Source organism: uncultured Polaribacter sp., assembly GCF_947503855.1.
GTDB lineage: Bacteria > Bacteroidota > Bacteroidia > Flavobacteriales > Flavobacteriaceae > Polaribacter.
The window spans coordinates 246,989-272,808 of record NZ_CANNFF010000002.1 but is presented as its reverse complement, the minus strand read 5'-3'; the positions used below and the strand labels follow the sequence as shown (position 1 = coordinate 272,808).

Annotated in this window: 21 protein-coding genes and 1 pseudogene; 4 read left to right on the top strand and 18 right to left on the bottom strand. The window is 30.3% G+C overall.

Going from position 1 to position 25,820, the window contains the following annotated elements:
- Window positions 1-16: 16 nt before the first annotated feature.
- Window positions 17-847 carry a carboxypeptidase-like regulatory domain-containing protein gene (locus Q0662_RS02640; protein WP_298946901.1) on the bottom strand — a complete coding sequence of 277 codons (831 nt, stop codon included), beginning with the start codon at window positions 845-847 and terminating at the stop codon, window positions 17-19.
- A gap of 70 nt (window positions 848-917) precedes the next feature.
- Between Q0662_RS02640 and pepE the strand changes: the two genes are divergently transcribed.
- Entirely contained in the window at window positions 918-1,619 is a 702-nt protein-coding gene (gene pepE / locus Q0662_RS02635; protein WP_298946899.1) for a dipeptidase PepE, read from the top strand.
- A 94-nt stretch (window positions 1,620-1,713) separates the two neighbouring features.
- Here pepE and ribB read toward each other — a convergent pair whose 3' ends face one another.
- The 6 genes from ribB to tpx are packed head-to-tail and all read right to left on the bottom strand — an operon-like array spanning window position 1,714 to window position 8,412.
- Complete coding sequence (gene ribB, locus Q0662_RS02630; protein ID WP_298946896.1) at window positions 1,714-2,859, bottom strand: 3,4-dihydroxy-2-butanone-4-phosphate synthase; 1,146 nt, start codon at window positions 2,857-2,859, stop codon at window positions 1,714-1,716.
- Between the two features lie 4 nt (window positions 2,860-2,863).
- On the bottom strand, window positions 2,864-4,312 hold the full coding sequence (locus tag Q0662_RS02625) for an LptF/LptG family permease (protein ID WP_298946894.1): 1,449 nt from the start codon (window positions 4,310-4,312) through the stop codon (window positions 2,864-2,866).
- Window positions 4,313-4,372: 60 nt separating this feature from the next.
- Window positions 4,373-5,029, bottom strand: coding sequence for an outer membrane lipoprotein carrier protein LolA (locus Q0662_RS02620; protein WP_298946892.1), 657 nt, complete (start codon window positions 5,027-5,029; stop codon window positions 4,373-4,375).
- A gap of 1 nt (window position 5,030) precedes the next feature.
- On the bottom strand, window positions 5,031-7,499 hold the full coding sequence (locus tag Q0662_RS02615) for a DNA translocase FtsK (RefSeq protein WP_298946890.1): 2,469 nt from the start codon (window positions 7,497-7,499) through the stop codon (window positions 5,031-5,033).
- A gap of 30 nt (window positions 7,500-7,529) precedes the next feature.
- Window positions 7,530-7,910: a diacylglycerol kinase family protein gene (locus Q0662_RS02610; protein WP_298946888.1), complete on the bottom strand. Its 381-nt coding sequence runs from the start codon at window positions 7,908-7,910 to the stop codon at window positions 7,530-7,532.
- A 4-nt stretch (window positions 7,911-7,914) separates the two neighbouring features.
- On the bottom strand, window positions 7,915-8,412 hold the full coding sequence (tpx, locus tag Q0662_RS02605; RefSeq protein ID WP_298946886.1) for a thiol peroxidase: 498 nt from the start codon (window positions 8,410-8,412) through the stop codon (window positions 7,915-7,917).
- A gap of 128 nt (window positions 8,413-8,540) precedes the next feature.
- On the opposite strand from tpx, the gene Q0662_RS02600 reads away from it, so the two are divergent.
- Together Q0662_RS02600 and Q0662_RS02595 are read left to right on the top strand one after the other, a co-directional pair.
- Complete coding sequence (locus Q0662_RS02600; protein ID WP_298946884.1) at window positions 8,541-9,935, top strand: MATE family efflux transporter; 1,395 nt, start codon at window positions 8,541-8,543, stop codon at window positions 9,933-9,935.
- Between the two features lie 19 nt (window positions 9,936-9,954).
- The gene (locus Q0662_RS02595; protein WP_298946881.1) at window positions 9,955-10,179 is read left to right on the top strand and encodes a hypothetical protein; all 225 of its coding nucleotides are present in this window, start codon (window positions 9,955-9,957) and stop codon (window positions 10,177-10,179) included.
- A gap of 52 nt (window positions 10,180-10,231) precedes the next feature.
- Here the strand turns inward: Q0662_RS02595 and Q0662_RS02590 are convergent, their stop codons facing one another.
- From Q0662_RS02590 to Q0662_RS02545, 11 genes and pseudogenes are all read right to left on the bottom strand, one after another.
- Window positions 10,232-10,750 carry an OmpH family outer membrane protein gene (locus tag Q0662_RS02590; RefSeq protein ID WP_298946879.1) on the bottom strand — a complete coding sequence of 173 codons (519 nt, stop codon included), beginning with the start codon at window positions 10,748-10,750 and terminating at the stop codon, window positions 10,232-10,234.
- A gap of 68 nt (window positions 10,751-10,818) precedes the next feature.
- Complete coding sequence (gene miaA, locus Q0662_RS02585; RefSeq protein ID WP_298946877.1) at window positions 10,819-11,736, bottom strand: tRNA (adenosine(37)-N6)-dimethylallyltransferase MiaA; 918 nt, start codon at window positions 11,734-11,736, stop codon at window positions 10,819-10,821.
- 1 nt (window position 11,737) lies between these two features.
- Complete coding sequence (locus tag Q0662_RS02580) at window positions 11,738-12,565, bottom strand: ion transporter (RefSeq protein ID WP_298946875.1); 828 nt, start codon at window positions 12,563-12,565, stop codon at window positions 11,738-11,740.
- Window positions 12,566-12,768: 203 nt separating this feature from the next.
- The gene (locus Q0662_RS02575) at window positions 12,769-14,544 is read right to left on the bottom strand and encodes a long-chain fatty acid--CoA ligase (protein ID WP_298946872.1); all 1,776 of its coding nucleotides are present in this window, start codon (window positions 14,542-14,544) and stop codon (window positions 12,769-12,771) included.
- Between the two features lie 292 nt (window positions 14,545-14,836).
- Entirely contained in the window at window positions 14,837-15,637 is an 801-nt protein-coding gene (locus Q0662_RS02570) for a pentapeptide repeat-containing protein (protein ID WP_298946869.1), read from the bottom strand.
- 159 nt (window positions 15,638-15,796) lie between these two features.
- Window positions 15,797-19,480: a phosphoribosylformylglycinamidine synthase gene (gene purL / locus Q0662_RS02565; protein WP_298946867.1), complete on the bottom strand. Its 3,684-nt coding sequence runs from the start codon at window positions 19,478-19,480 to the stop codon at window positions 15,797-15,799.
- A gap of 163 nt (window positions 19,481-19,643) precedes the next feature.
- The gene (locus Q0662_RS02560) at window positions 19,644-20,744 is read right to left on the bottom strand and encodes a T9SS type A sorting domain-containing protein (protein ID WP_298947039.1); all 1,101 of its coding nucleotides are present in this window, start codon (window positions 20,742-20,744) and stop codon (window positions 19,644-19,646) included.
- Window positions 20,745-20,768: 24 nt separating this feature from the next.
- Window positions 20,769-20,960: pseudogene (locus tag Q0662_RS11995) on the bottom strand (fibronectin type III domain-containing protein); the annotation flags it as partial.
- A 21-nt stretch (window positions 20,961-20,981) separates the two neighbouring features.
- The gene (locus Q0662_RS02555; protein WP_298946865.1) at window positions 20,982-21,269 is read right to left on the bottom strand and encodes an endonuclease; all 288 of its coding nucleotides are present in this window, start codon (window positions 21,267-21,269) and stop codon (window positions 20,982-20,984) included.
- Window positions 21,270-21,349: 80 nt separating this feature from the next.
- The gene (locus tag Q0662_RS02550) at window positions 21,350-21,847 is read right to left on the bottom strand and encodes an endonuclease (protein ID WP_298946863.1); all 498 of its coding nucleotides are present in this window, start codon (window positions 21,845-21,847) and stop codon (window positions 21,350-21,352) included.
- A 70-nt stretch (window positions 21,848-21,917) separates the two neighbouring features.
- Complete coding sequence (locus Q0662_RS02545; protein WP_298946861.1) at window positions 21,918-23,129, bottom strand: methyltransferase domain-containing protein; 1,212 nt, start codon at window positions 23,127-23,129, stop codon at window positions 21,918-21,920.
- Window positions 23,130-23,208: 79 nt separating this feature from the next.
- On the opposite strand from Q0662_RS02545, the gene Q0662_RS02540 reads away from it, so the two are divergent.
- On the top strand, window positions 23,209-25,752 hold the full coding sequence (locus Q0662_RS02540; RefSeq protein ID WP_298946858.1) for a DUF559 domain-containing protein: 2,544 nt from the start codon (window positions 23,209-23,211) through the stop codon (window positions 25,750-25,752).
- Window positions 25,753-25,820: the final 68 nt, after the last annotated feature.

The window sequence follows — 25,820 nt, the reverse complement described above, 5'->3', positions numbered from 1 at the left end:
CAATTATTGCGCCAATTTACTCTTTTTTTATAACTTCTAAGTAGGTTTTACTTTCTCTTCTAAAAACTTTAATAATATCTAAAACCTTATCTTCTTTATGTAATTTCTCGATTCCTAAAGGATTGCAATATTCTAAAAAATGAAAGTAATTTTCTACAGGTATTTTTAATTGCTCGAAAAAGAATTTTTCTCCTAATTCAGACATAATTTTATAAGGAAAATCTTTTTTTCTAGCCAGTTCTTTTCTTAATGCCCACAAACGTTCTGAATGTTTAAAAGCCATTGTAACACTAGCACCTGCACCTGCAAAGTTTACAGTTGGGTCTGTATTATTTAAAGGTGGTTTTGCTTTGTCTATTTCGTCTATTGGACCAACAACATTCATATCTACATCAGATAAATTCATGACTTCTCTTAAAAGTGAATCTTTTTTATTAAAAGGTACATCTTTGGTGTCTATACCTAATCTACCACTTAAATTGTGTTTTTTTAGCACAATGCTATCTAATACAATTGTTCTATATTTTAATTTTATTTTAAGTAGTTTTTCTAGTACATTATTCTTTTTTACAACTACAAATTTTGTAATGTGTTGTACAGAAGAAAAACGTAAAGAATCTCCTTCTTTTACAAAAATTCGAAATTCACCATTATCAGAAGTAAAAGTACCTTGGTTGGTTTTTAAGTTGATAATATTGGCATTTCTAACCGTACTTAAAGAATCTGTTACTTTACCATTTATAATTGTTCTTCTTAATTGAGAAAAAGAAGAGCTTACAACAAATGCTAATAAAAATAATAGGAGTAATTTTTTTTGCATATTAACAATGATTTTAACAAATTTCATATTAATCGTTTTAAATTTATAAAATTATCTGATAAACTTCTGTTAAAAACATTTTTTTTATTTTTGAGATATGAAAAAAATGATTGTTGCAAGTACATCTACCATTTTTGGGAGTGGTTATTTGGAGTATTTATTACCCACTTTAGAAAAGCACTTTGCAAATGTTAAAAGCATTGTGTTTATACCTTTTGCAAGACCAGGTGGAATTTCTTACGAAAAATATACAGCTTTAGCTAAAAAAGCTTTTGCAGGCATCCATATAAATGTAAAAGGTTTACATGAATTTGATAATTACAAAGCAGCAATTCTAAAGGCTGAAGGTATTTTTACAGGAGGAGGAAATACTTTTGAATTGGTAAATCAACTTTATAAACAAGAGGTTTTAGCATCACTAAAAATTGCTATAGAAAAAGGTGTACCGTATTTAGGTACAAGTGCAGGTAGTAATATTTGTGGGGTTTCTATGATGAATACCAATGATATGCCTATTGTATATCCACCAAGTTTTACAACTTTAGGTTGTATTCCTTTTAATATTAATGCGCATTATTTAGATCCTGTAAAAGATTCTACGCATATGGGAGAAACTAGAGCAACTAGAATTAAAGAGTTTCATGTGTTTAATGAGACACCAGTTTTGGGTTTAAGAGAAGGTAGTTGGTTAGAAGTAAATGACAACAACATTACTTTACAAGGAAAATATACTGCAAGAGTATTTCAACAAAATAAAGTGCCTTTTGAAGTAGAAAGTGGGAGAGAAGTGGTTGTTTGATTTTGAAGTATATGAGATTGAAAATTTTAAATTATTTTCAATCTCATTAATATGCAAAGTTTTTTTATTCATTTTAAAAACTAAGTCATACGCACTAATATTCAATATAATCTACAATTTCTAAACCATAACCAATAATACCCACTCTTTTTGTTTGTTGCGAATTGGTAATTAGTTTTAGTTTGCTAATATTTAAATCGTGTAAAATTTGTGCACCAATACCAAAATCTTTATTGTCTAGTTTAATGTCTGGGGCTTTCATAATCCCTTTTTCTTGGCTTTCTTTTAATGTTTTAAGTCTACTAATTAAGTTTTGCGATTGATTCTGTTGATTTACAAAAATGATAGCTCCTTTACCATCATCGTTAATCACTTTAAACATTTGGTCTAATTTTTTATCTGCATTATTGGTTAATGTACCTAATATGTCATTATTAACTAATGTTGAATTTACGCGAGTTAAAATACTCTCATTTTTAGACCAAGAACCTTTTGTTAAAGCGATATGCACTTGATTGTTTGTGGTTTGTTCGTAAGCTCTTAACCTAAATTCGCCAAAACGTGTGTTGATGTTAAAATCTTCTTTTTTCTCAATCAAAGAGTCATGCTCCATTCTGTAAGCTACTAAGTCTTCTATAGAAACTATTTTGATATCGAACTTTTTTGCCACTTCTAAAAGTTGTGGTAAACGTGCCATGGTTCCATCTTCGTTCATAATTTCTACAATAACACCTGCTGGCTCTAAACCTGCTAAACGTGCAAAATCGATAGCTGCTTCTGTATGACCAGTTCTTCTTAAAACACCACCTTCTTTAGCTACTAATGGAAAAATGTGACCCGGTCTTGCCAAATCAAAAGGTTTTGTATCTTTTTCTATTAAGGCCTTTATGGTTAACGCTCTGTCTGAGGCAGAAATACCTGTTGTAACGCCTTTACCACGCAAATCTACAGAAACTGTAAAGGCAGTTTCCATCGGATCTGTATTGTTGTAAACCATCATTCCTAAATCTAAGTCTTTACAACGTTTTTCGGTTAGTGGTGTACAAATTAAACCACGCCCATGAGTTGCCATAAAGTTGATCATTTCTGGGGTAACTTTTTCTGCAGCAGCTAAAAAATCTCCTTCATTTTCTCTGTTTTCATCATCAACCACAATTATTATCTTGCCATTTCTAATGTCTTGTATGGCATCTGCAATATTATTTAATTGTGTGTTTTTTTTGCTTTGTAAATTAGTCATATAGTTATATGTCTTTTTTAGATTTAAATTTTTTGAAGAAATTAATGATAGGTTGTGTAATGGCATCTACATTAAAAATACCTTTGTCGTTGGTAGCCCTTTTAGTTAAGAAAATACCAAAAGGAACCATAACCATGGTAGAAATCCAAGCACCTAACAAAGATGATATTGAACTTTCTTCTGCTAAGTTTTTACCCATTGTATTTCCAAAAAAGTAGAGTACATAGATGCATATTGCCAAAATCATAGGCAAACCAAAACCACCTTTCCTAATTATAGAGCCTAATGGAGCACCAATAAAAAATAATATTAAGCATGAAAAAGAAAGGGCTATTCTACCATAATATTCAGAATCGAAAAAGTTTAACATTTTTCTTTTCCATTTAACGCCATCTACATTGTTTTTTACATTGCTAAAAGCTGAATTTATTTTTGATTTTGCAGCATTTAAAATGTTAATTTGTTCTCTTAAGTTAAAATTATTTAAAATATTCGTTGAATCTATAAATTTTGTTTTTAAAGAATCTTTGTATTTGTATAGTTTTTTTGCAGTAGTAATACTGGTTATTGTTTTTGCTCTTGCAGCTAACAATTCGTTATAACTTGCTTTTAGAATTGGTATGGTATCATTTAACTGATTTAGAGTTCTCATATTATAGCTGTTTTTAACTCTTTCTTCGTCTAATTTACCATCTCCAACTATATTAGAAATGTCTATATTAAATTCATATTCTTTAAATGTTGCCTGAGAAGCAGGCATTTTTTTTCGCTTTTCTGATGACTTTGTGGATTTTGTATGATCTTCGTAGTAATATCCATTGTATAAGATAAAGGTCATATATCTACTGCCTTCTTCTGATAAAATTTTACCTCTTTCTGCAGTAATTACTTTTGTATTACCATTTCTGTTGCTTAAATCGTAAATTAAAACCTTTTTTAAGAGATTTTCTTCTTCACCGTATTTCTCTTCAAATTTTATTTGATAATTTGGAATATCACTATTAAAACTACCAGAAACTAATGCTAACGCAGGTTTTTTCTTTTTGATATTATAGTAAAGGTTACGTTGCTTTAAAGTTGCATACGGAAAAACATTATTTAAGAATAAGAAGTTGATGCCACTAAAAATTAGTGTTAAAATGATGAGTGGTCTTACCAAGCGTTGTAATGAAATACCAGCAGATTTAGCAGCTGCAAACTCGTAGTTTTCGCCCAAGCTACCCAAAGTCATGATAGAAGATAGTAAAACGGCTATAGGTAATGCTTGTGGTACAATACCTAAAGTTGTGTAATATAAAAGTTTAAAAATAAATATAAAACTAACTCCTTTGCCAGCTACATTTTCAAAAATCTGCCAAAGTATTTGCATTACCAATACAAAAAGCACGATTAAAAAAGTAGCTATAAAAGGTTTTAAGAAGCTTTTTAAGATGTATTTATCTAAAATTTTCATTGCAACAAAAGTAATTGCTTAATTAATAATACGCTACTAATTTATTGTTAATTGAAAAAATTAGTCAATTATATAATTATTACTTAAAAACTTGTCTTTATTAAAAGTGAAAAAGTTTTTCGGTAAATCTTCGTTGTTTTTAAACTTTGTAATTGTAAAAGAGGTTTTAGAACCATTGGTACCTGTTTGGATTAATTTATAAATATGCTTGGTTTTTGCATCTATCCCCAATTCAACTTGAATTATTTCTGAGTTACTATCTTTAGGGTTTAGAATTACATATTGTATTTTTCTTCCTTTTGTGTTTTGTAGTTTTCCCATTTTAAAAGTATAACCCTCTTTGTAAAAAGTTAATAATTTTGAGGGATATACAAAACCATCATCACCCTCTATATCTCCTTCAGAAATTGATATTTCTTTTTCATCATGATTGATAACATGCAAGTTTTTACCATCGTAAATAAACTGATTTCCTAAGTAATTTAAGTTGTATTTTTCTCCTTGTAAGTTGATTTCTCCTCTAATTGGGGGTTCATCACCTTCCTTAATCCCTGCATCTTCGTTGCTTAATGTCTGGCTAAAGCCAATGTACATGTTTTTGTAAGCTCCCATTTTTGCAGAAACTTCATCTAATAAAGATTTTGCTTTTTCTGAATCTTGAGAAAAAGCAACTGTTGTTAAAAATAAACCTAAAAATAAAATTGTTATTTTTTTCATTTTAAATATTTTTTTCATTTTCTAATAATTGATCAAGAGCCACTAAATCTGTTACTAATACTTGCCTTGCTTTACTGCCTTCAAAACCCCCAACAATTCCAGCAGATTCTAACTGATCTATCAATCTTCCAGCTCTATTATATCCTAATTTTAATTTTCTTTGTAATAAAGAGGCAGAACCTTGCTGTGCTGTAACAATAATTTCTGCGGCTTCTCTAAACAATTTATCTCTATCTTCTATATCAATATCAATACTGGTGCCACTTTCATCATCTACATACTCTGGTAATTGGTACGCTTCAGAATAGGCTTTTTGAGAACCAATAAAATCGGTTATTTTTTCTACTTCTGGTGTATCTACAAAGGCACATTGTATTCTTTTTATTTCATTTCCACCAGAAAACAATAAATCTCCACGTCCAATAAGTTGGTCTGCTCCAGGTGCATCTAAAATGGTTCTAGAATCTATTTTAGAGGTTACTCTAAAAGCAATTCTTGCAGGGAAATTCGCTTTAATGATACCAGTAATTACATTTACAGATGGTCTTTGCGTAGCCACAATTAAATGTATCCCTATGGCTCTGGCTAATTGTGCCAAACGTGCAATTGGGGTTTCTACTTCTTTACCAGCAGTCATTATTAAATCAGCAAATTCATCGATAACCAAAACTATATAAGGTAAAAATTGATGCCCGTCATTAGGGTTTAATTTTCTGGCTTTAAATTTAGCATTGTATTCTTTTATGTTACGAACCATAGCTACTTTAAGTAAATCGTAACGATTATCCATTTCTATACACAAAGAATTTAAGGTAGTTACTACTTTACTTGTATCTGTAATAATAGCCTCTTCTGTATCTGGTAATTTTGCTAAATAATGACGTTCTATTTTATTAAAAAGTGTTAATTCTACTTTTTTAGGATCTACTAAAATAAACTTTACTTCAGCAGGATGTTTTTTATACAATAAAGATGTTAGTACTGCATTTAATCCTACAGATTTACCTTGCCCTGTAGCACCAGCCATTAAAAGGTGAGGCATTTTAGCCAAATCTACCACAAAGGTTTCGTTAGAAATCGTTTTCCCCAAAGCAATAGGTAACTCCATATTTGATTCTTGAAATTTCTTAGAAGAAATGGCAGAATGCATAGAAACAATGGTAGATTTTTTATTAGGCACTTCTATACCAATGGTGCCTTTACCAGGAATTGGTGCAATAATTCTAATTCCTAAGGCTGCTAGAGAAAGCGCAATATCGTCTTCTAGATTCTTAATTTTAGAGATTCTAATTCCTGCTTCTGGAACAATTTCGTATAAGGTAATTGTTGGGCCAACTGTGGCTTTAATTTCTTCGATTCCAATTTTGTAGTTTTTTAAAGTATCTACAATTCGATCTTTATTTGCTTCTAACTCTTCTGGATCAATAGAAATACTCTCATTGTATTGTTTTAATAAATTAAATGTTGGAAATTTAAAGTTAGAGAGCTCTAATGTTGGGTCAAATTCACCAAAATCTTTTACCAATTTATCAGATAAGTTTTCTGTAGATGCTTCTTCTTCTTCAACTTTTTCTATGTCTATTGCAACAGTTTCTTCCTCTTTGGCAATTTCTGTTTTTAGAACAGGCTCTAAGTTTTCTTCTACTTCTAAAGGTATTTCTTGCTCTTTTTTAGATGAAACATCTGAATATTTAGAAATTGTAGGTTTTAAATCCTCGAGAGATTTTTCAAACTCAGATTTTTCTTTTTTATCGTTTTTAAAAGAAATGGTGTTTGTAGTTTCTGTATCTACAACTTCACTTGTGTTTTCTTTATTTGTAGTGGTTTCAAAAGCATTAGTTTCTGCTAGTTTAGCTGTTTTTGCAGCCTCTCTTTTTTGTTTAATTTTATTTATAAGTGCATCAAAACTAACTTTATAGCGAATTACTAAATACGTTATAAAAAAGAAAATTAATACAATAGCTAACCCTGTTTGTCCTATAAAAGTTTGTAGGTATTCGTTCATTTCGAAACCCACAATACCAGCTAAAAGTGCAAGTTTAGTGTTAAAAAAACCTAAAGTTACAGAAAGCCAAAGCATTGCAATTAACGCCCAATTCCAAGAAATAACAATTTTTGAGAGTTTTTTTTGAAAAAGGATGTATAAACCTGTTAAGAATATTTGAAAGGCAATTATAAACGAAGCAATTCCGAAGCTTTTGTATATAAAAAAGTGACTTAAACTAGCCCCAATTTTACCTAACAAGTTTTTACTTTTAACAGCTTTATCTGTAAGTTTTGTTAGTGTGCTTTGGTCTTCTTGCCAGTTAAAGAAAAAGGAAATAAAAGCAATACACAAAAAAATAGCGAAAGACATTAAAAATACAGCAATGATAGTTTTTGCTTGTTTTGTTTTTAAAAACGCTAACATATTTGTTTTTTCATCTGTTGAAGTTATTGTTTTTTTACTGCTAAGTTTCTTTTTTGCCATTAAATATTAAAATGTTTTATAGAGTGTTTGCTAAAATAGCAAATTGATTTTTGGAATGTATATAATACCAGCAATAATTAAAGAAATAACAGCAGCAAAAGTAGGTGCTCCAGCTGCAATATCTTTTATAAACCCTATTTTTATATGAAAATCTGGATGTACAAAATCAGCCACTTTTTCTACAGCTGTATTTAAAGATTCTGCCACTAAAACCAGGCCTATTGCTAAAAGCTGAATCATCCATTCTATGTTAGAAATCTGAAAGTAAAAACCTAAAACAGTAGCTATAACTGCCACAAAAATTTGTGCTATTATACTGTCTTCTGTAGTTATTAAAAGCCATGCACCTTTAAAAGCGAATTTTAAACTACGTATTCTACCTTTAATAAAACTATCATTTGGGTTTTTCATACAATTAAATAGCTTTTAAAGCGGCTTCGTAATTAGGCTCATCTGCAATTTCAGATACTTGTTCTGTATATACTACATTTGCATTTTCATCTAAAACTATAACAGCTCTAGAGTGTAAGTGAGCTAATGGCCCATCTTTAATTTCTAATTGATAATCTTTACCAAAACTACCTGTAGCAAAATCAGACAACATTTCTACATTTTCTATACCTTCTGCACCACAAAAACGTGCTTGTGCAAAGGGTAAATCTTTAGAAATACATAAAACAATAGTATTGTTTAGTTCTGCTGCTTTTTTGTTAAATTCTCTAACAGACGTAGCGCAAGTACCAGTGTCAATAGAAGGAAAAACATTTAATACAACTTTTTTACCTTCAAAATCAGATTGTTTTTTTGTATTTAAATCTATTGTTTTTAAATTAAATTCAGGTGCTTTGCTACCAACTTCTGGTAAATTACCTATTGTGTTTATTGCGTTTCCTTTTAACGTGATATTTGCCATTTTTTGTATTTCTTATGTTTTTCAAAAGTAATTATTTTTATTCAAAAAATTAAGTAAAAACCAATAAGTTCTAACCCCTTTTTTTTAGTGATAATATGTATCTTCGCAAAAAGAAAAAAACTTTTTTTTTGAATATTTCTCAATACACATCTGAGTTTAAGTACAATTGGAAACTGGCCGCACCAGTAATGTTAGGTATGTTAGGGCACACATTTGTGAGTTTTATAGATAACATTATGGTTGGGCAGTTAGGTACAGCAGAATTGGCTGCTGTTTCTTTAGGTAATAGTTTTATGTTTATTGCGATGTCTATTGGTATTGGTTTTTCTACAGCCATTACTCCTCTAATAGCAGAAGCAGATTCTTCTGATAACTTAACACAAGCAAGATCAGCTTACAAACATGGTCTTATATTATGTACAACTTTAGGAATTTTATTATTTTTATTAGTATTTTTTTCTAAGCCATTAATGTTTTTAATGCAGCAACCAGAAGAAGTAGTTGCTTTGGCAATACCTTATTTAGATTTGGTGGCTTTTTCTTTAATACCTTTAATTATTTTTCAGGCTATAAAGCAATTTAGTGATGGCATGTCTATGACTAGATATCCTATGTACGCTACTTTATTGGCTAATATTGTAAATATCTTTTTAAATTATATTTTAATTTTTGGAAAATTTGGCTTTCCAGAAATGGGCATAGTTGGAGCAGCTTATGGTACTTTAGTTTCTAGAATTATTATGGTCATTTATTTGTGGTTATTATTAAGATTTAAAGAACGTTCAGGCAGAATTGTAAAAAATATTCAACTCTTTGTTATTGATTTTTTTATGATCAAAAAAATTATAAATCTAGGCTCTTTAAGTGCCATGCAAATGTTTTTTGAAGTAGCTATTTTTACTGCAGCCATTTGGTTAAGTGGTTTGTTGGGTAAAAATCCGCAAGCAGCTAACCAAATTGCTTTAAACTTATCTTCTATGACATTTATGGTAGCTATGGGTTTAAGTGTGGCTTCTATGATTAGAGTTGGTAATCAAAAAGGATTGCAAAATTATAAAGAGTTGCGTAGAATAGCATTTTCTATATTTTTATTAGGAGTGTTATTAGCAACCATCTTTGCAATTATATTCTTTATTTTTCATAAAAGTTTGCCCAATATTTATGTAGATTTAAATGATGCTGCCAATTTTAAAGACAATACAGAGGTGTTAAAAATTGCGTCTAATTTATTATTAGCAGCTGCTTTTTTTCAAATTTCGGATAGTATACAAGTGGTTGTTTTAGGGGCTTTAAGAGGTTTACAAGACGTAAAAATACCAACTATTTTAACTTTTATTTCTTATTGGGTAGTAGGTTTTCCTGTTTCTTACTTTTTAGGAAAGGAAGATATGTATGGTAGTTTTGGTATTTGGCTAGGATTATTAGCAGGCTTAACAACAGCTTCAATTTTGTTATTTATTAGATTTAATTCCTTAACTTTAAGATTAATAGCAAATAAAGAAAAAACAATTACAATAGTTTAAAAAAGATAATTACAAAAACATGAATTTACCAAAATTTTTACTTGCAGATAACAGCTATTTTCCTGATGATATTTTTGTATTGCATACAGAGTTTCCCAGATTTGTTATCAACCTAAAAGATGACGAAGTAGAATGGTTTGAAGATTTAACCGGAGAAAATGAAGAAGATATTGCTACAGAATTAGCAGATTTGATGGATAAAGCTGGTGCTTTTTACGACGAAGAAATGAAACAATACGAATAAAAAAAATCCTCATGCTTAAAAAATATGAGGATTTTTTTTAAAACTTATTTGTTTATTTTTTTTCTTTTGGAATTACAATTCCTAATTTTTTTATAACTAAAGTTGTAATATCAAATTTTTCATCTATATAAGCAAATTGGTTACCAGTTGTAGTTAATACTTGTGTGTAACCATTTTCTTTAGCTACCCAAGAAATAGCATCATTAAGTTTTTTATAAAGAGGTCTCATTAATTCGTCTCTTTTTAAGCCCATTAACGTATTCCCGTTTTTTTGGTATTGTTGAATATTTGCCTCTAATTCATTCAACTCTTTTTGAGTAACTTTTTTTTCAAGTTCTCCCATTTCTTTTTCTTTGGCTTTGTAGGCTTCTAATTTTTCTTTAAAGTCTTCTACTTTAATTACAAAAGAGGAATCTAATTTTGCACCATAATTCTGTACCATTCCTACAACTGTTTTAGCCTCAGGCATATAATTTATAATATAATCGCTATCGATAGTACCAACTTTTGTTTGTGCAATTGCATTTACACTTAAAAATGCAGTTAATAATAAGGTAATTTTTAGTTTCATAATGTTATTTTGAATCCGCAAAGATATAAAAGAGTAGGGTTTACTAAAATATCAAACACATAAAAAAGTTAAATATCTAATTTCTTTTTTATGGTTAACACAATTTCTTGTAAATCTGTTTTATAATCAAACCATAATGTTGATGCGTCTCTTTTAAACCAAGTTAATTGTCTTTTGGCAAATCTTCGAGTATTTTTTTTAATTTCAGATATGGCAAATTCTTTGGTAAAAGTATCATCAAAAAAAGAAAATAACTCTCTATAACCTACTGTTTGTAGTGCGTTTAAGTTTTTTTGAGGATATAATTTTTTAGCTTCTTCTAATAAACCGTTTGCTATCATTTGGTCCACCCGTTTGTTTATTCTATCGTAAATAATACTTCTGTCAGCATTTAAACCCACTTTAATTACATTAAAATTTCTTGGTTTTTTGGGTTTATTTTTAAAAGTAGAGTAGGGTGTGCCAGAACTAACACATACTTCTAATGCTCTTAAAACCCTATGTGGATTTTCTAACTCTATAGTATTATACGTTTCTAAATCTAATTCTTTTAGTTGTTTTTGTAATGTTTCTAAGTCTTCTTTATGTAGTTTTTCTGTCAATTCTTCTCTTATCTTCAAAGGTACTTCAGGGAAATAATCTAAGCCTTTTAAAACAGCATCAACATATAAACCACTACCACCAACCATTATTTGAATGGGATTTTCTTTAAAAAGTTCGTCTAATTTTTTTAGAGCATCTCTTTCAAATTCCCCTACATTATATGTATCAAAAATACTTCTATCTTGTATAAAGTAATGTTTTGCAGCAGCAAGTTCTGCTGGTTCTGGTACAGCAGTTCCAATGCTCATTTCTTTATAAAATTGCCTAGAATCACAAGAAATGATACTTGTATCAAAGGTATTGGCTAACTGAATACTTAAAGCGGTTTTGCCAATCGCTGTAGGACCAACAACAACAAGTAAGGTGTTTTTAGTTTCTTTCATTTTAATTTAAAACACTACCACAATTGTAACAAAAAGTAGCATTTTCTTTATGTGAATCTTTTAAACAAGAAGGACAAGATTGTGTATTATAATCTTTATTGTCACTTTCAGATTTTGTCATTTCAGAACTTACAATTCCTGTAGGTATGGCAATTATAGAATAGCCTAAAATCATAATAACACTTGCAATTAATTGACCAAGTGGTGTTTGTGGAGCAATATCGCCAAAACCAACAGTGGTTAAAGTTACAATTGCCCAATATATACTAACAGGTATATTGGTAAAACCATTTTCTTCACCTTCTATCAAATACATAACAGTACCTAAAATAATACATACAATTACAACAAAAAATAAGAAAACTGCAATTTTAGCTTTACTAGCTCTTAAAGCTACTATTAATCTATTAGAAGCACCTATATAACGACCTAATTTTAAAATTCTAAAAACACGTAACAGCCTTAACGCTCTTAGAGCAACTAAACTATGTGTTCCTACCAGAATAAACGATAAGTATTTTGGGATGGTTGATAAAAAATCTATCACACCATAAAAACTAAAAATGTACTTCAATGGTTTTTTTATAGAAATAATACGCAAAATATACTCTATAGAAAATAAGATGGTAATAATCCATTCGCTTATATTTAAAAAGTCATGATACTTTGCATCAAAACTTTTAACACTTTCTAATATTACCAATAATATGCTGGCAATAATGGCAATCAATAAAATAACATCAAATAATTTACCTTCTTTGGTGTCTGCCTCATAAATAACTTCATGAAGTTTCTCTTTCCAAGATGTATTATCGTTTGTTTTTTTCAAAATATAGATATTTTACTACTACAATACTACAAATATTAAATGAATTTAAAAATATTATCAGCTAATTTTCTTAGTATTTATAGGGGTTTGTAAAAATATAATACTAAGATTTTAGTTAATTAAGTCTGGTAAATTACTCTTTATATTTAATAACGATATTATCACGATATAAAAAAAGCCTTACATTTTGTAAGGCTTTCTTGTTAATCTCTATAAATTTTCTCGTATAAATGTTTATAAATATCTTTTATAATTTCTCGTTTCATTTTCATGGTAGGTGTTAAATGGCCCTCATCTATAGACCAAACATTAGGTGTTAGTTCAAAACGTTTAATCTGTTCCCATTTACCGAAATTTTTATTACACTTATCTACTTCTTTTTGAATTCTTTTAATTACAATTTCAGAATTTGCAATTTCTTCGTTAGAAGTACCAATATTTAATTCTTTGTGTTTAATCCAACCTACAATAAACTCGAAATTGGGTTGTATTATTGCTGCTGGCATTTTTTCTCCTTCGCCAACAACCATTACTTGTTCTATAAATAAAGATTGTTTTAAATCGCCTTCTAAAAGTGGTGGTACTACGTATTTACCACCCGAAGTTTTAAACATTTCTTTGGTTCTACCTGTAATTTTTAAGAAACCATCTTTATCAAACTCTCCTTTGTCACCTGTATGAAAGTATCCATTTTTTAAAACTGAAGCAGATTTTTCTTCATCTTTATAATAGCCCATCATTACATTTGGTCCTTTTACTAAAATTTCACCATTTTCTGCAATCTTTACGTCTACATCTTTAATTACTTTACCAACAGTACCAACTCTAAAACCATTGTTTCTTTGATCATTTACAGATACAACAGGAGATGTTTCCGTTAATCCATAACCTTCCATAATAGGCATACCAGCAGCCGTAAAAACTTTGGTTAATCTTGGTTGTAATGCTGCACTACCAGAAACCATTAATTTTAGTTGGCCACCCAAAGCAGCTTGCCATTTAGAAAATATTAATTTTTTAGCAATTTTTAATTTTTTTTCATACCACCATCCATTTTCACCATTGGGTTTGTAATTTAAGCCTAGATTAACCGCCCAAAAGAAAAGTGCTTTTTTAATACCAGATAAGGCTTCTCCTTTTAAAATAATTTTATCGTAAATTTTTTCGTACAAACGTGGTACGGCTGTCATTACGTTTGGTTTTATTTCTTGGGCGTTTTCAGAGAGTTTTTCTATGCTTTCTGCAAAGTATACAGAAACGCCACAATATTGATATAAGTACAATATCATACGTTCAAAAATATGGCAAACTGGTAAAAAACTTAAACCTATATCTTTACCATAATCTAAAGGTACTCTTTCTTTAGAAGCTAAAACATTTGTAACAATGTTTTTATGAGATAACATCACACCTTTTGGTTTTCCTGTTGTGCCAGAAGTATAAATTAAAGTTGCTAAATCTTCTGTCTTTACCGCTTTTTTTCGTGCTTCTAATTCTGTATCTAAAGATGTATCTTCTCCTGCTTTTAAAAGTTCTTTCCACGATTTTTCACTAGCAATATCATCAAAAGTAAAAACACCCTTTAATTTAGTGTTTTTCTTTATTGTATTTACTTTTTCTAATACCTCTATATCAGAAACAAAACAATAAATTGATTCTGAGTGATTTAATACATATTCGTAATCTTCTTTAGAGATAGTTGGATAAATTGGTACATTTTGTGCACCTATTTGCAATACTCCAATGTCGCAAATATTCCATTCTGTTCTGTTTGTACTAGAAATTACAGCAATTTTATCGTTTGCTTTTATGCCCAAACTAAGTAAGCCTCTACTAATTTTATTGGCTTGATCTATATATTCTTGTGTAGAAATACTTTGCCAACCACTGTGGTGTTTTGTGGTAAATGCTTTATTTAAATTATAGGTTTCTAATTGGTAATATGGAAAATCAAATAATCTTTTAATTTCTATGGACATGTGTTTTGTTTTGATTAACGCAAATTAGGAAATTTACAGCTATTTAACAAATACTTATTTAAAGAGATTTATTATTAACAAATAATTAATTATATAGATTTTTCTTATAGAATAAAGAAATTAATCACTCTCATTATAAATGATAATTTGGGAGAATTATTTTTTTAAAAAGCACATTAGCTTCTTTTAATAAATAAGTTCGCATTATTTGGTTTTGTAAGACTCTAAAATCAACGTTGTCTATTACGACCAATTTATTAAGAAACGTTTACAAATATATGGGTGTGAATACCTATTTTTCGTCTATTAAATACTTACTAAAGCTTTTTCCGTTAATTTTTGTGTATTTAGAGTCTATATCATAGGCTACATTCATGTTAGTAATAATAAAATCTCCAGAAACTTGCATGTATTTTATGTTTAAGTCTTCTTCAAACTTTGTGTTTTTGAATGATACACCATCGTGAAATTTTGTATATTTAAAGGTAGCTGCATCTTTAAATAAAGCGTTGGAAAAACTTATGTTACTGCTAAATTTTGCATATTTAAATGTTGCAATTTCATCGAAAGTAGTGTTTGAAAAACTAGATTTGTCGTCAAATTTAGCGTATTTAAAAGAGGTGTCATCATCAAACATACTTTTAGAAAAATCTGCTTCCTTTTCGAAACGAGAGTACTTAAACATGGCTTTTCTTTCGAAATTACAGTTGGTAAAAATAACATCACCTTTAAAACTTGCTGTAAATGTATAGCCAGAGTCTTCATGAGGAATGTAAGCTAAAACATCACCCTTAAATATACAGTTTACAAAAGATATGTTTACATCGATCATTTTTTTAACTTGGTTAGTAGAGTAGTTGTTAGAGCTCCAATTAAACCAACCACTTTTTTTCTTTCTTTCTGGTAATTTATCTAAAGCATCATCCATGTAAGTAAAATCTAAAACACCAACAATGGTAGTGTTTTTATAAGATATAGATTTTCCATTTTTTACATCTTGCATAATATCTGAAGCCTCTATTGTTTTTTGAGCAAAAGAAAAAGTTGTTGAAAGAAATAAACTAAATATTAGTAGTGTAATTTTATGTTTCATTTTATATTGAATTTTGAATTGTTTTATAAAAAGACCACTTAATTTTTTATTTGTGACACTTAATTTATTTTTTTTTAATGAATTAATTTGTCGCTAAGTGTTTATTAAAAAAAAAGACCAACTTTTAATGTGGTCTTTTTTATTGTACTGAAATTTGTTTTAACTTTTTTTATTCTCTAAAATCCAATTTTTCGCATTTACAAATGCTTCTAACCAAGGTGTTACTTCGTCTTTTCTTCCCTTTGGATAGTTGGCCCAGTTCCATTGAAAAGTAGAACGCTCTATATGTGGCATTGTAACTAAATGACGCCCTGTTTTATCAGTCAACATAGCTGTGTTATAATCTGAACCATTGGGGTTGTTAGGGTAACCTTCATAGCCATATTTGGCAACAATGTTGTAATTTTCTTCACTTTCTGGTAAGTTAAATTTTCCTTCACCATGAGAAATCCAAACACCTAACTCTGTACCTGCTAAAGAGCTTAACATTACTGAATTGTTTTCTTTAATTTTTACTGAAGTAAATGAACTTTCGTGCTTATGTGAATCGTTATGATGCATTTTACCATGTACTTTATGTTCTGGATTAATCAATTCTAATTCCATAAATAATTGACAACCATTACAAATACCTACAGACAAAGTATCTTTTCTCTTAAAGAAATTTTGTAGGGTAATATTCGCTTTTTCATTATACTTAAATGCACCTGCCCAACCTTTTGCAGAACCCAAAACATCTGAATTAGAAAAACCACCTACAGCTCCAATAAATTGGATGTCTTTTAAATTTTCACGACCAGAAATTAAATCTGTCATGTGTACATCTTTTACATCAAAACCTGCTAAATACATGGCATTTGCCATTTCACGTTCTGAGTTAGAACCTTTTTCACGAATAATTGCTGCTTTAGGTCTTGTATTTTCTGTTGCAGGAAGTTTACCTGTAAAATTCTTAGGAAAAGTGTATTGTAAAGGTTGATTTTTATAATTGTCAAATCTATCTTTTGCTAAATTATTAGCAGTTTGTTTTTGGTCTAATAAATACGAGGTTTTGTACCAAACATCTCTTAAATGCGCAACATCAAAAGAAAAATTCTCTTGTTTGTTTTTAATAGTAACTGTACCTGAATTATTTGCAGTACCAATTTTAAATGCTGAAATACCAGCTTCTTCTAAAATACTTTCTATAGAATTATCTGCTTGAAAAACAATACCTGCATTTTCAGAAAAAAGAATTTTGATAGAATCTTCTTCATTTAATTCAGAAATATCGAAATCTGCCCCTAAATTTACATCAGCGAAACACATTTCTAATAAAGTGGTAATAAATCCACCAGAAGCAATATCATGTCCTGCAACAATTTTATCGCTTTTTATCAATTTTTGAATTGTGTTAAACGTTTTCTTTACATAAGAAGGATTTGTAACATCGGGTGTTTCACTACCAATCGCATTTAAAGTTTGATTGAAAGAACTACCTCCTAATTTATATTCGTCTTGAGATACGTTTATGTAATAAATATTACCACCATCTACTTGTAAAACAGGTTCTACTACTTTTGTAATTTCGTTACAATTTCCAGCTGCAGAAATAATTACAGTTCCTGGAGAAATTACATCTCCATCAGGATATTTTTGTTTCATAGAAAGCGAATCTTTTCCTGTTGGAACATTGATCCCTAAATCAATAGAAAATTCTGAAACAGCCTTTACAGCGCTGTATAAGCGTGCGTCTTCACCTTCGTTTTTACAAGGCCACATCCAGTTTGCAGATAATGAAACACTTTTTAAATTATCTTTTAAAGGTGCCCAAATAATATTGGTTAATGCTTCTGTAATCGCATTTCTACTTCCAGCTTCTGGATGAATTAATCCAGAAATAGGAGAGTGGCCAACAGTGGTTGCAATACCTTCTATACCTTTATAATCTAAAGCCATTACACCCACGTTGTTTAAAGGAATTTGTAATGGGCCTACACATTGTTGTTTGGCAACTTTACCACCTACACATCTATCTACTTTGTTTGTTAACCAATCTTTACATGCAACAGCTTCTAGTTGTAAAACTTGTTTTAAATAGATTTCTAAGTTTTTGGTTTTGTAACGAGGATTTTTATAATTTCTTACAACAGTATTGTCTGTCATAATTGTTTTTGGTGATGAACCAAACATATCTTCTAATGCCAAATCCATTGGTTTTTTACCCGTAGTTTTAGATTCGAATGTAAATCGATCATTTCCTGTAACTTCACCAACATTATAGATTGGTGCGCGTTCTCTATCTGCAATTTTATGTAAAGTGTCTAAATGTTTTTCAGCAATTACCAATCCCATTCTCTCTTGAGATTCGTTACCAATAATTTCTTTTGCTGATAAAGTTGGGTCTCCAACAGGTAATTTGTCTAAATCTATGTTTCCTCCTGTATCTTCTACCAATTCAGATAAACAATTTAAATGCCCACCTGCACCATGATCATGAATAGAAACGATAAAATTCTCATCACTTTCTACCATTCCACGAACTGCGTTTGCAGCACGTTTTTGCATTTCTGGGTTTGAACGTTGTACTGCGTTTAATTCAATTCCAGAAGCAAATTCACCAGTATCTGCAGAAGAAACAGCTGCACCCCCCATACCAATTCTGTAGTTTTCCCCACCAAGTATTACAATTTTATCGCCTGATTTTGGCACCTCTTTTATCGCTTGATTTGCTTTACCATAACCAATCCCACCAGCTTGCATAATTACTTTATCGAAACCTAATTTTCTTGGTTTAGCAGTACTTGAAGATGCATTTTCTTCGTGCTCAAAAGTTAATACAGAACCTGTAATTAAAGGTTGCCCAAATTTATTACCAAAGTCAGAAGCTCCATTTGAAGCTTTAATTAAAATATCCATAGGAGTTTGATACAACCATTTTCTGGCTTCAAACTTATCTTCCCAAGGTCTGTTTTCTTCTAATCTAGAATAAGAGGTAAAATATACTGCTGTACCCGCCAAAGGTAAAGAACCTTTACCACCTGCTAAACGATCTCTAATTTCTCCTCCAGAACCAGTTGCAGCTCCGTTAAAAGGTTCTACTGTGGTAGGAAAGTTGTGTGTTTCTGCTTTTAAAGAAATTACAGATTCAAACTCTTTTGTTTGATAAAATTCTGGAACTTCTGGTTTTTTAGGTGCAAACTCTTCTACTTTTGGCCCTTTAATAAACGCTACATTGTCTTTGTATGCAGAAACAATATCATTTGGGTTTTCTTTAGATGTTTCTTTAATCATTTTAAATAGGGAGGAGGGTTGCTCTACACCATCAATGATAAAAGTTCCGTTAAAAATTTTATGTCTACAGTGCTCTGAGTTTACTTGGCTAAAACCAAATACTTCAGAATCTGTTAATTTTCTACCTATTTTTTTAGCAACACCTTCTAAATAAGTAACTTCTTCATCACTTAAAGATAACCCTTCTTGCTGATTATAAGCAGCAATATCATCGATATTTAAAATAGCTTCTGGTGCTATTTTTATGGTAAAACTGTCTTGATGTAAACCTTTAAATTTCTCTGAAATCATTGGATCATAATCTGTAAAGTCTTCTGAAACAGTAGTAAATTCTTCAATTCTAAGGATGTCAGAAATCCCCATGTTTTGAGTAATTTCTACAGCATTTGTACTCCAAGGTGTTATCATTGCTGCTCTTGGACCAACAAAAAAAGCGTCTATTGTTGACGCTTCTATTTTTGGCTGGTTGCCAAATAACCAAGTTAGTTTGTTGATGGTTTCTGTAGAGAATTCTTTTGTTGTTTGAACAGCAAAAACTTTGCTATTTACGTTTCCAAAGAAATAAATCATTGTATAGTTGTATTTACATATTGTCTTTATAGCGCAAATTTACTTTTTTTCAATTGAATTTAAAGGATTTATTTACTCGAAATTATATAGTTTTTCAATAGGTTTTTAACAAAAAAAAAAGACGACTAAAAATAGTCGTCTTTTAAATTTTACTATTTAATTTTTATTGTTTGATAAACTTTTTACTGATCGATTGGTTTTGCGTATATAATTTTAATAAATACATCCCTTTAGATAACTTGGAAACGTTTATAGAACTGTTTACGTTTTTTATTGTTTCTGATTGTACCAATTTACCTAGGACATTATAAATATTTATAGTTGCTTTTTCGTTGATATTAAAAAATAACTTGTTTCCTGTAACCGGGTTTGGATACATTTTGAAACCGTTTAAAGCCTCTGAATTTGTACTTAGAGTTACAGTGTGACTTCCAACGCCGTTAAATGTGTTTTCAGGAAAAGCAGTCCATTCAGCTGTTTTATCAAAGGTAGTGTTAGGTGCAGTAATATCTTCGTTTCTTCTTAATGTTACGTTAATGGCAAATTTTTCGCTATTTCCAAAAACGCCAATTATATCAATTAATACATCATCTTTAAATAAAGCAACTGCGTCATCACCATTAAAGTTTACTGGTTGACCATAGTTTGTGTCAAGGTTATTTGGTTGTACTAAATCTACTTGTCCATTTGGATTAGATGCAGAATATGGTTGTAATTCTGGAGCAGAGTTATCTCCGTTACCAACAACAAAAACATCACCAGGAACAATACTTTTTACAGATCCTTTATCTAAAGCTAAAGGTGTGGTCCAAACACCAGATCCATTTCTTTCTAATTTTAAAACATATCCATCAAGATCTACTGTACTACCTGTTAGGTTAACAATTTCAATTGCTTTGTTAGTGCCTCCATTTCCTTCAACATATTCAGAAATAAATAATTCTGTTGCAGTACCACCAGAAGAACCATCTGTAGTTGTTGCGCTAGCTGCTGCAGATTTTGCAGACATATTATTGTCTTTGTCTTTAGCTAATACAGTTATACGATAAGTAGTAGATGTTGATAAATTTATGATTGTATAATTTGTTTCTGTTGTATTTGCGTGAAAAGAATCATCTAAATAAACGTCATAACTTACAACGGCATTATTATCTGTTGATGCAGACCAGTTTACCATGAAAGAGCTATCTGTAATATTTGTAATTGTAACATTATTAGGTACAGTTGGAGCTGTTGTGTCCGATAATGTTTGTCTTGTAACTATGTCACTTGCTTCAGATCTATTAATTTGATCTTTGGCAACAACTTTAAAGCTATAAGATGTGCCTGCTTCTAAATCTGTTATAGAAGTATTTGTTGTTGTAGTTTGTTTTGTTAAAACATCATTAACATAAACATTATAACCTATAACACCAACATCATCTGTAGAAGCTGTCCAGTTTAAATCGATTGATGTTAAAGTTATATTGCTTAAAGTTACATTTGTAGGCTTAGTAGGTGCTTATGTATCACTACTAGTGTAAATACCCCAAGTATCTTGTGCTGCATCTCCGCCCCAAATTCTAGTTGCTAAATATGGGTTATCTATAAAAGGGTTTCTATTTCCTTGCGCATAAGTATTCGAAGTATTTTCATGAAATGTATTACGAGCTTTTTCAAAGTCTGAAACGGGGTCTTCTACATTCCATTTTAAGAATAAATCAATCATGTCATCTGGCGTAAATTGATTACTCCCAACACCTACAGCAGTAGGCAAACATTGGTCTCCGTAACGAAGGTACATGTACATAATAATTCTAGCAACATCACCTTTCCATTCATCTCCAGGATACCAACCTCTTGTATTTGGGCCTTCGGGACCATTGTAAGTTACGCTAGAACGAGAAGAATTACCAGTACTAAAGCAAATTTAAAATTATTTCTTTCTGAATTTCTGTTTTTATCTGCAGGTCTTAAGTTGTGTGCATCTTTACCAGAACCTGGATTGTTTGTTACCAAACTTGGGCTTGCCAAAGATTTAGAAAAAACATGTTCTCTGTTCCAAACAAAGTTATCACCATTTCCTCTATCTTGTAAAGAATTATCTCTAGTTCTGTCGTTTGTAATATCTTGGTCAGTACCATTTTCCCAACCATAAATTAAAACAACTTTAGATGCATCTACATCTTTGTCTGTAACCTTAGAAGCTTCCCAAACACCAGGAGTGTAACTTAATAAATTTGTGTGTGTACTAATAATTTTTGTTGCTAAAGCATCTTTTAAATCTGTACCAGATAATTGTAAATTAATATCACTATAATAAGCTTCTTGACAGAAAGAGATTAAAGAGGTTAAAGTAAGAATACTAAAAAGTAATTTTTTAATCATATTTATTAAAAATTAAAAAATAGATATTTCTTTTTCTGCAATTAAACCTATTACTAGCAATATATTAAGGTTATTTTTTTTCTAAAAGCGCCATGTAAAATCCGTCAAAACCAGATTTATGAGCTAACACTTTTTTATCTGATACAAAGGTAAACTCTTTTCCTGCTTCTGATGTTAAGAAAGTATTAACTTGATTTTGATTTTCTGATGGAAGAATTGAACAAGTTGCATACACCATTTTACCACCTGGTTTTACCATTTTAGAGTAACTCTGTAAAATTTCTTGCTGTACGTTTTTAATGTTATCTATAAATTCTGGTTGTAATTTCCACTTAGAATCTGGGTTTCTTCTAATAACACCCAAACCAGAACAAGGCGCATCTATTAAAACTCTATCTGCTTTACCATATAGTTTTTTAATAGGTTTTGTAGAATCTATTACACGCATATCTATATTATGTGCTTTGTTTCTTCTGGCTCTTACTTTTAATTTTTTTAATTTACTTTCGTAAATATCCATAGCAATTATTTGCCCTTTATTTTGCATTAAAGCAGATAAATGCAAGGTTTTACCACCAGCACCAGCACAAGTATCTACTACTTTCATACCTGGTTGTACATCTAAATAAGCAGCTACTAATTGAGAGGAGGCATCTTGAACTTCAAAAAAACCATTGTGAAAAGCTTCTGTTTTAAATACATTGGCTCTTTCTGGTAATACCAAAGCATCTGGATGATTAGGTACAAATTCTGTAATTACATTTTCTGCTCTTAATTTTTTCTGAAGAACTTCTTTGGTAATGTTTAATGTATTAGTTCGTAAAATTACTTTGGCTTGCTCATTTAAAGCTTCAATTTCTTTGGTCCAAATAGCTTCTCCTAATTCAGATATACATAATTCGTCCATCCAATCTGGTACAGATTCTCTATATTTTCTAATTTTAGATAATTCAGCAAAACGCCCTTTAATCCTTCTTTCTGGCACATCACCAATTTGATTCCAATCTGGTAATGCAATTCCTCTTAGAATACACCATACAGAAAACAATCTCCAAATATTATCTCTATCATAAGGTATTTTTACTTCTGCAATTTCTGCGTATAACCTATTCCAACGTACCATTTCGTAAATGGTTTCTGCCACAAACTTACGATCTCTTGCACCCCAACGTTTATCTCTTTTTAAAGCTTTTTCTACGGCTTTATCTGCGTAAACACCTTCGTTAAATATATCTCTAATACTGTCTATAACAGCAAATGTTAAATTTCTGTGTAATCTCATTTTATTTAAATCTAATGGGGTGCAAAGATACGTCAAATAAAAGGTATTTTGTATTTTCGTTTTTACAAACTTTTAAAAGTTGAATTTAGACCAACCTATTACATATATTAAAGGTATAAGTGTACAAAAAGCGGCATTGCTTTTTGCAGAATTGGGTATAAAAACTTGTAACGATCTATTACATTTTTTTCCTTTTAGATATATAGATAAAACCCAGTTTTATGCCATAAAAGACTTACAGCCAAGTACCGCTGAAGTACAAATTGTAGGTAAAATTACACGTGTAAAATCGGTAGCTCAAAAAAGAGGAAGTAGATTAGTAGCTACTTTTCAAGATTCTACTGGTTCTATGGAACTAGTCTGGTTTAAAGGCCAAAAATGGATTAAAGATTCTTTAAAAATTAATCAACCTTATGTGGTTTATGGTAAATTAAACCATTATAATGGCAGTTTTAGTATTCCACATCCAGAAATGGAGTTAGTAACAGAGTACAAAAAGAAACTACAAACTAAAATGCAACCTGTTTATCCATCAACAGAAAAATTAACCAATTCTGGTTTTTCTAATAAAATGATGCGAACCTATCAACAAAATTTATTACAGCAGTTTTATGACGGCATACAAGAAAGTTTATCTCAAGAAATTATAAGTGATTTTAAGTTGATGTTAAAAAGAGATGCATTGTTAAATATACATTTTCCTAAAAGTCAAGAAAACTTAGCCAAAGCTCAAAACAGATTAAAGTTTGAAGAATTATTTTTTATTCAATTACAATTATTGCGTAAAAAACTCATCAATAAAACTAAAAACAAAGGTTTTATTTTTGAAAATGTTGGTGCTGTTTTTAATCAATTTTATAGTAAAAAGTTACCTTTTGATTTAACAAATGCCCAAAAAAGAGTTTTAAAAGAAATTAGAAAAGATGTAGCATCTGGTGCACATATGAACCGACTTTTACAAGGAGATGTTGGCTCAGGAAAAACAATTGTAGCTTTATTAACCATGCTTTTAGCAATAGATAATGGTTTTCAAGCCACCATTATGGCGCCTACAGAAATTTTAGCAAATCAGCATTTTATTGCTGTTTCAGAATTGTTAGAAGGCATGAATATTAAGGTTGCTATTTTAACAGGGTCTGTAAAAACAAAAAAACGAAAAGAAATTCACGCTAGTTTAGAAGATGGTAGTTTACATATTTTAGTGGGTACACATGCCTTATTAGAAGATAAAGTACAATTTAAAAATCTTGGTATTGCTATTATTGACGAACAGCACAGGTTTGGTGTAAAACAAAGAGCAAAATTGTGGATGAAAGGTGGCCCATCCCAACCTTCCCAAAGGGAAGGAGTAGAATTGCGGAATCGTTATGAAACAGCTCGCCCATCTGCTTATAAATTGATGAAAGAATTACAAAAAAACAGAAAACAACAAACTACTGAAGCAGAACAAGTTCTTTGGGAGCAATTAAGAACTAAAAAATTAAGTTTTAAATTTAGAAGACAACATATTGTTGATGAGTTTATAGTCGATTTTATTTGCATTGAAAAAAGACTAATTATAGAAGTTGATGGCAAATATCATAATACAAAAGAACAGCAAGAAGCAGATGAATTAAGAACAGAAATTCTTAATACATTAGGTTTCAAAGTCATCAGATTTACCAATGAAGAAGTTATTGGAGATATTGATAAAGTATTGAAACATATCTCAGAAGAATTAAAACATAGAGCTGAGAGTTCCCTTCCTTTGGAAGGGTTAGGGAAGGCCTTACCACCACATATATTAGTGATGACAGCAACACCAATACCAAGAACATTGGCAATGTCTGTATATGGTGATTTAGATATTTCTGTAATTGACGAATTACCTCCAGGAAGAAAAGAAGTGAAAACGGTGCATCGTTTTGATAGCAATAGATTGTCGGTTTTTAAATTTATGAAAGATGAAATTAAAAAAGGAAGACAAGTCTACGTGGTTTATCCATTAATTCAAGAATCTGAAGCGATGGATTATAAAGATTTAATGGATGGTTATGAAAGTATTTCTAGAGAATTTCCATCGCCAAATTATCAAATTAGTATTGTACATGGTAAAATGAAACCTGCAGACAAAGATTTTGAAATGCAGCGATTTGTGAATGGAGAAACTCAAATTATGGTGGCCACAACTGTGATTGAAGTTGGTGTAAATGTACCCAATGCAAGTGTAATGATTATAGAAAGTGCAGAACGTTTTGGCTTGTCTCAATTACATCAATTACGAGGTAGAGTAGGTAGAGGTGCAGACCAAAGTTATTGTATTTTATTATCTAGCTATAAATTATCTGAAGAAGGTAAAACGCGTTTAAAAACCATGGTAGAAACTACAGATGGATTTAAAATTGCAGAGGTAGATTTAAAGTTACGTGGACCTGGAAATTTAATGGGTACACAACAAAGTGGCATTTTAAATTTAAAAATTGCTGATGTTGTAAAAGATTCTAAAATTTTAGTTGCTGCCAGAAATACAGCTATGGCTGTATTACAAGAAGATGATACCTTATCTAAACCAGAAAACGTACCTATTAAAAAAGCCTATGTAAAAATGAGTAAACACTCTAAAATTTGGAGTGAAATTAGCTAGTGTGTGTGTAAGATTAGTTACGAGTTTTAAGCAACAAAATTAGTGAATAAAACACAGATTTAAAGTTT

What these genes read in the sequence shown, in the direction of transcription:
- Q0662_RS02640 (WP_298946901.1), bottom strand. Translation starts at nt 847, where the DNA reads ATGAAATTTGTTAAAATCATTGTTAATATGCAAAAAAAATTACTCCTA.
- pepE (WP_298946899.1), top strand. Translation starts at nt 918, where the DNA reads ATGAAAAAAATGATTGTTGCAAGTACATCTACCATTTTTGGGAGTGGT.
- ribB (WP_298946896.1), bottom strand. Translation starts at nt 2,859, where the DNA reads ATGACTAATTTACAAAGCAAAAAAAACACACAATTAAATAATATTGCA.
- Q0662_RS02625 (WP_298946894.1), bottom strand. Translation starts at nt 4,312, where the DNA reads ATGAAAATTTTAGATAAATACATCTTAAAAAGCTTCTTAAAACCTTTT.
- Q0662_RS02620 (WP_298946892.1), bottom strand. Translation starts at nt 5,029, where the DNA reads ATGAAAAAAATAACAATTTTATTTTTAGGTTTATTTTTAACAACAGTT.
- Q0662_RS02615 (WP_298946890.1), bottom strand. Translation starts at nt 7,499, where the DNA reads ATGGCAAAAAAGAAACTTAGCAGTAAAAAAACAATAACTTCAACAGAT.
- Q0662_RS02610 (WP_298946888.1), bottom strand. Translation starts at nt 7,910, where the DNA reads ATGAAAAACCCAAATGATAGTTTTATTAAAGGTAGAATACGTAGTTTA.
- tpx (WP_298946886.1), bottom strand. Translation starts at nt 8,412, where the DNA reads ATGGCAAATATCACGTTAAAAGGAAACGCAATAAACACAATAGGTAAT.
- Q0662_RS02595 (WP_298946881.1), top strand. Translation starts at nt 9,955, where the DNA reads ATGAATTTACCAAAATTTTTACTTGCAGATAACAGCTATTTTCCTGAT.
- Q0662_RS02590 (WP_298946879.1), bottom strand. Translation starts at nt 10,750, where the DNA reads ATGAAACTAAAAATTACCTTATTATTAACTGCATTTTTAAGTGTAAAT.
- miaA (WP_298946877.1), bottom strand. Translation starts at nt 11,736, where the DNA reads ATGAAAGAAACTAAAAACACCTTACTTGTTGTTGTTGGTCCTACAGCG.
- Q0662_RS02575 (WP_298946872.1), bottom strand. Translation starts at nt 14,544, where the DNA reads ATGTCCATAGAAATTAAAAGATTATTTGATTTTCCATATTACCAATTA.
- Q0662_RS02570 (WP_298946869.1), bottom strand. Translation starts at nt 15,637, where the DNA reads ATGAAACATAAAATTACACTACTAATATTTAGTTTATTTCTTTCAACA.
- purL (WP_298946867.1), bottom strand. Translation starts at nt 19,480, where the DNA reads ATGATTTATTTCTTTGGAAACGTAAATAGCAAAGTTTTTGCTGTTCAA.
- Q0662_RS02555 (WP_298946865.1), bottom strand. Translation starts at nt 21,269, where the DNA reads ATGTACATGTACCTTCGTTACGGAGACCAATGTTTGCCTACTGCTGTA.
- Q0662_RS02550 (WP_298946863.1), bottom strand. Translation starts at nt 21,847, where the DNA reads ATGATTAAAAAATTACTTTTTAGTATTCTTACTTTAACCTCTTTAATC.
- Q0662_RS02545 (WP_298946861.1), bottom strand. Translation starts at nt 23,129, where the DNA reads ATGAGATTACACAGAAATTTAACATTTGCTGTTATAGACAGTATTAGA.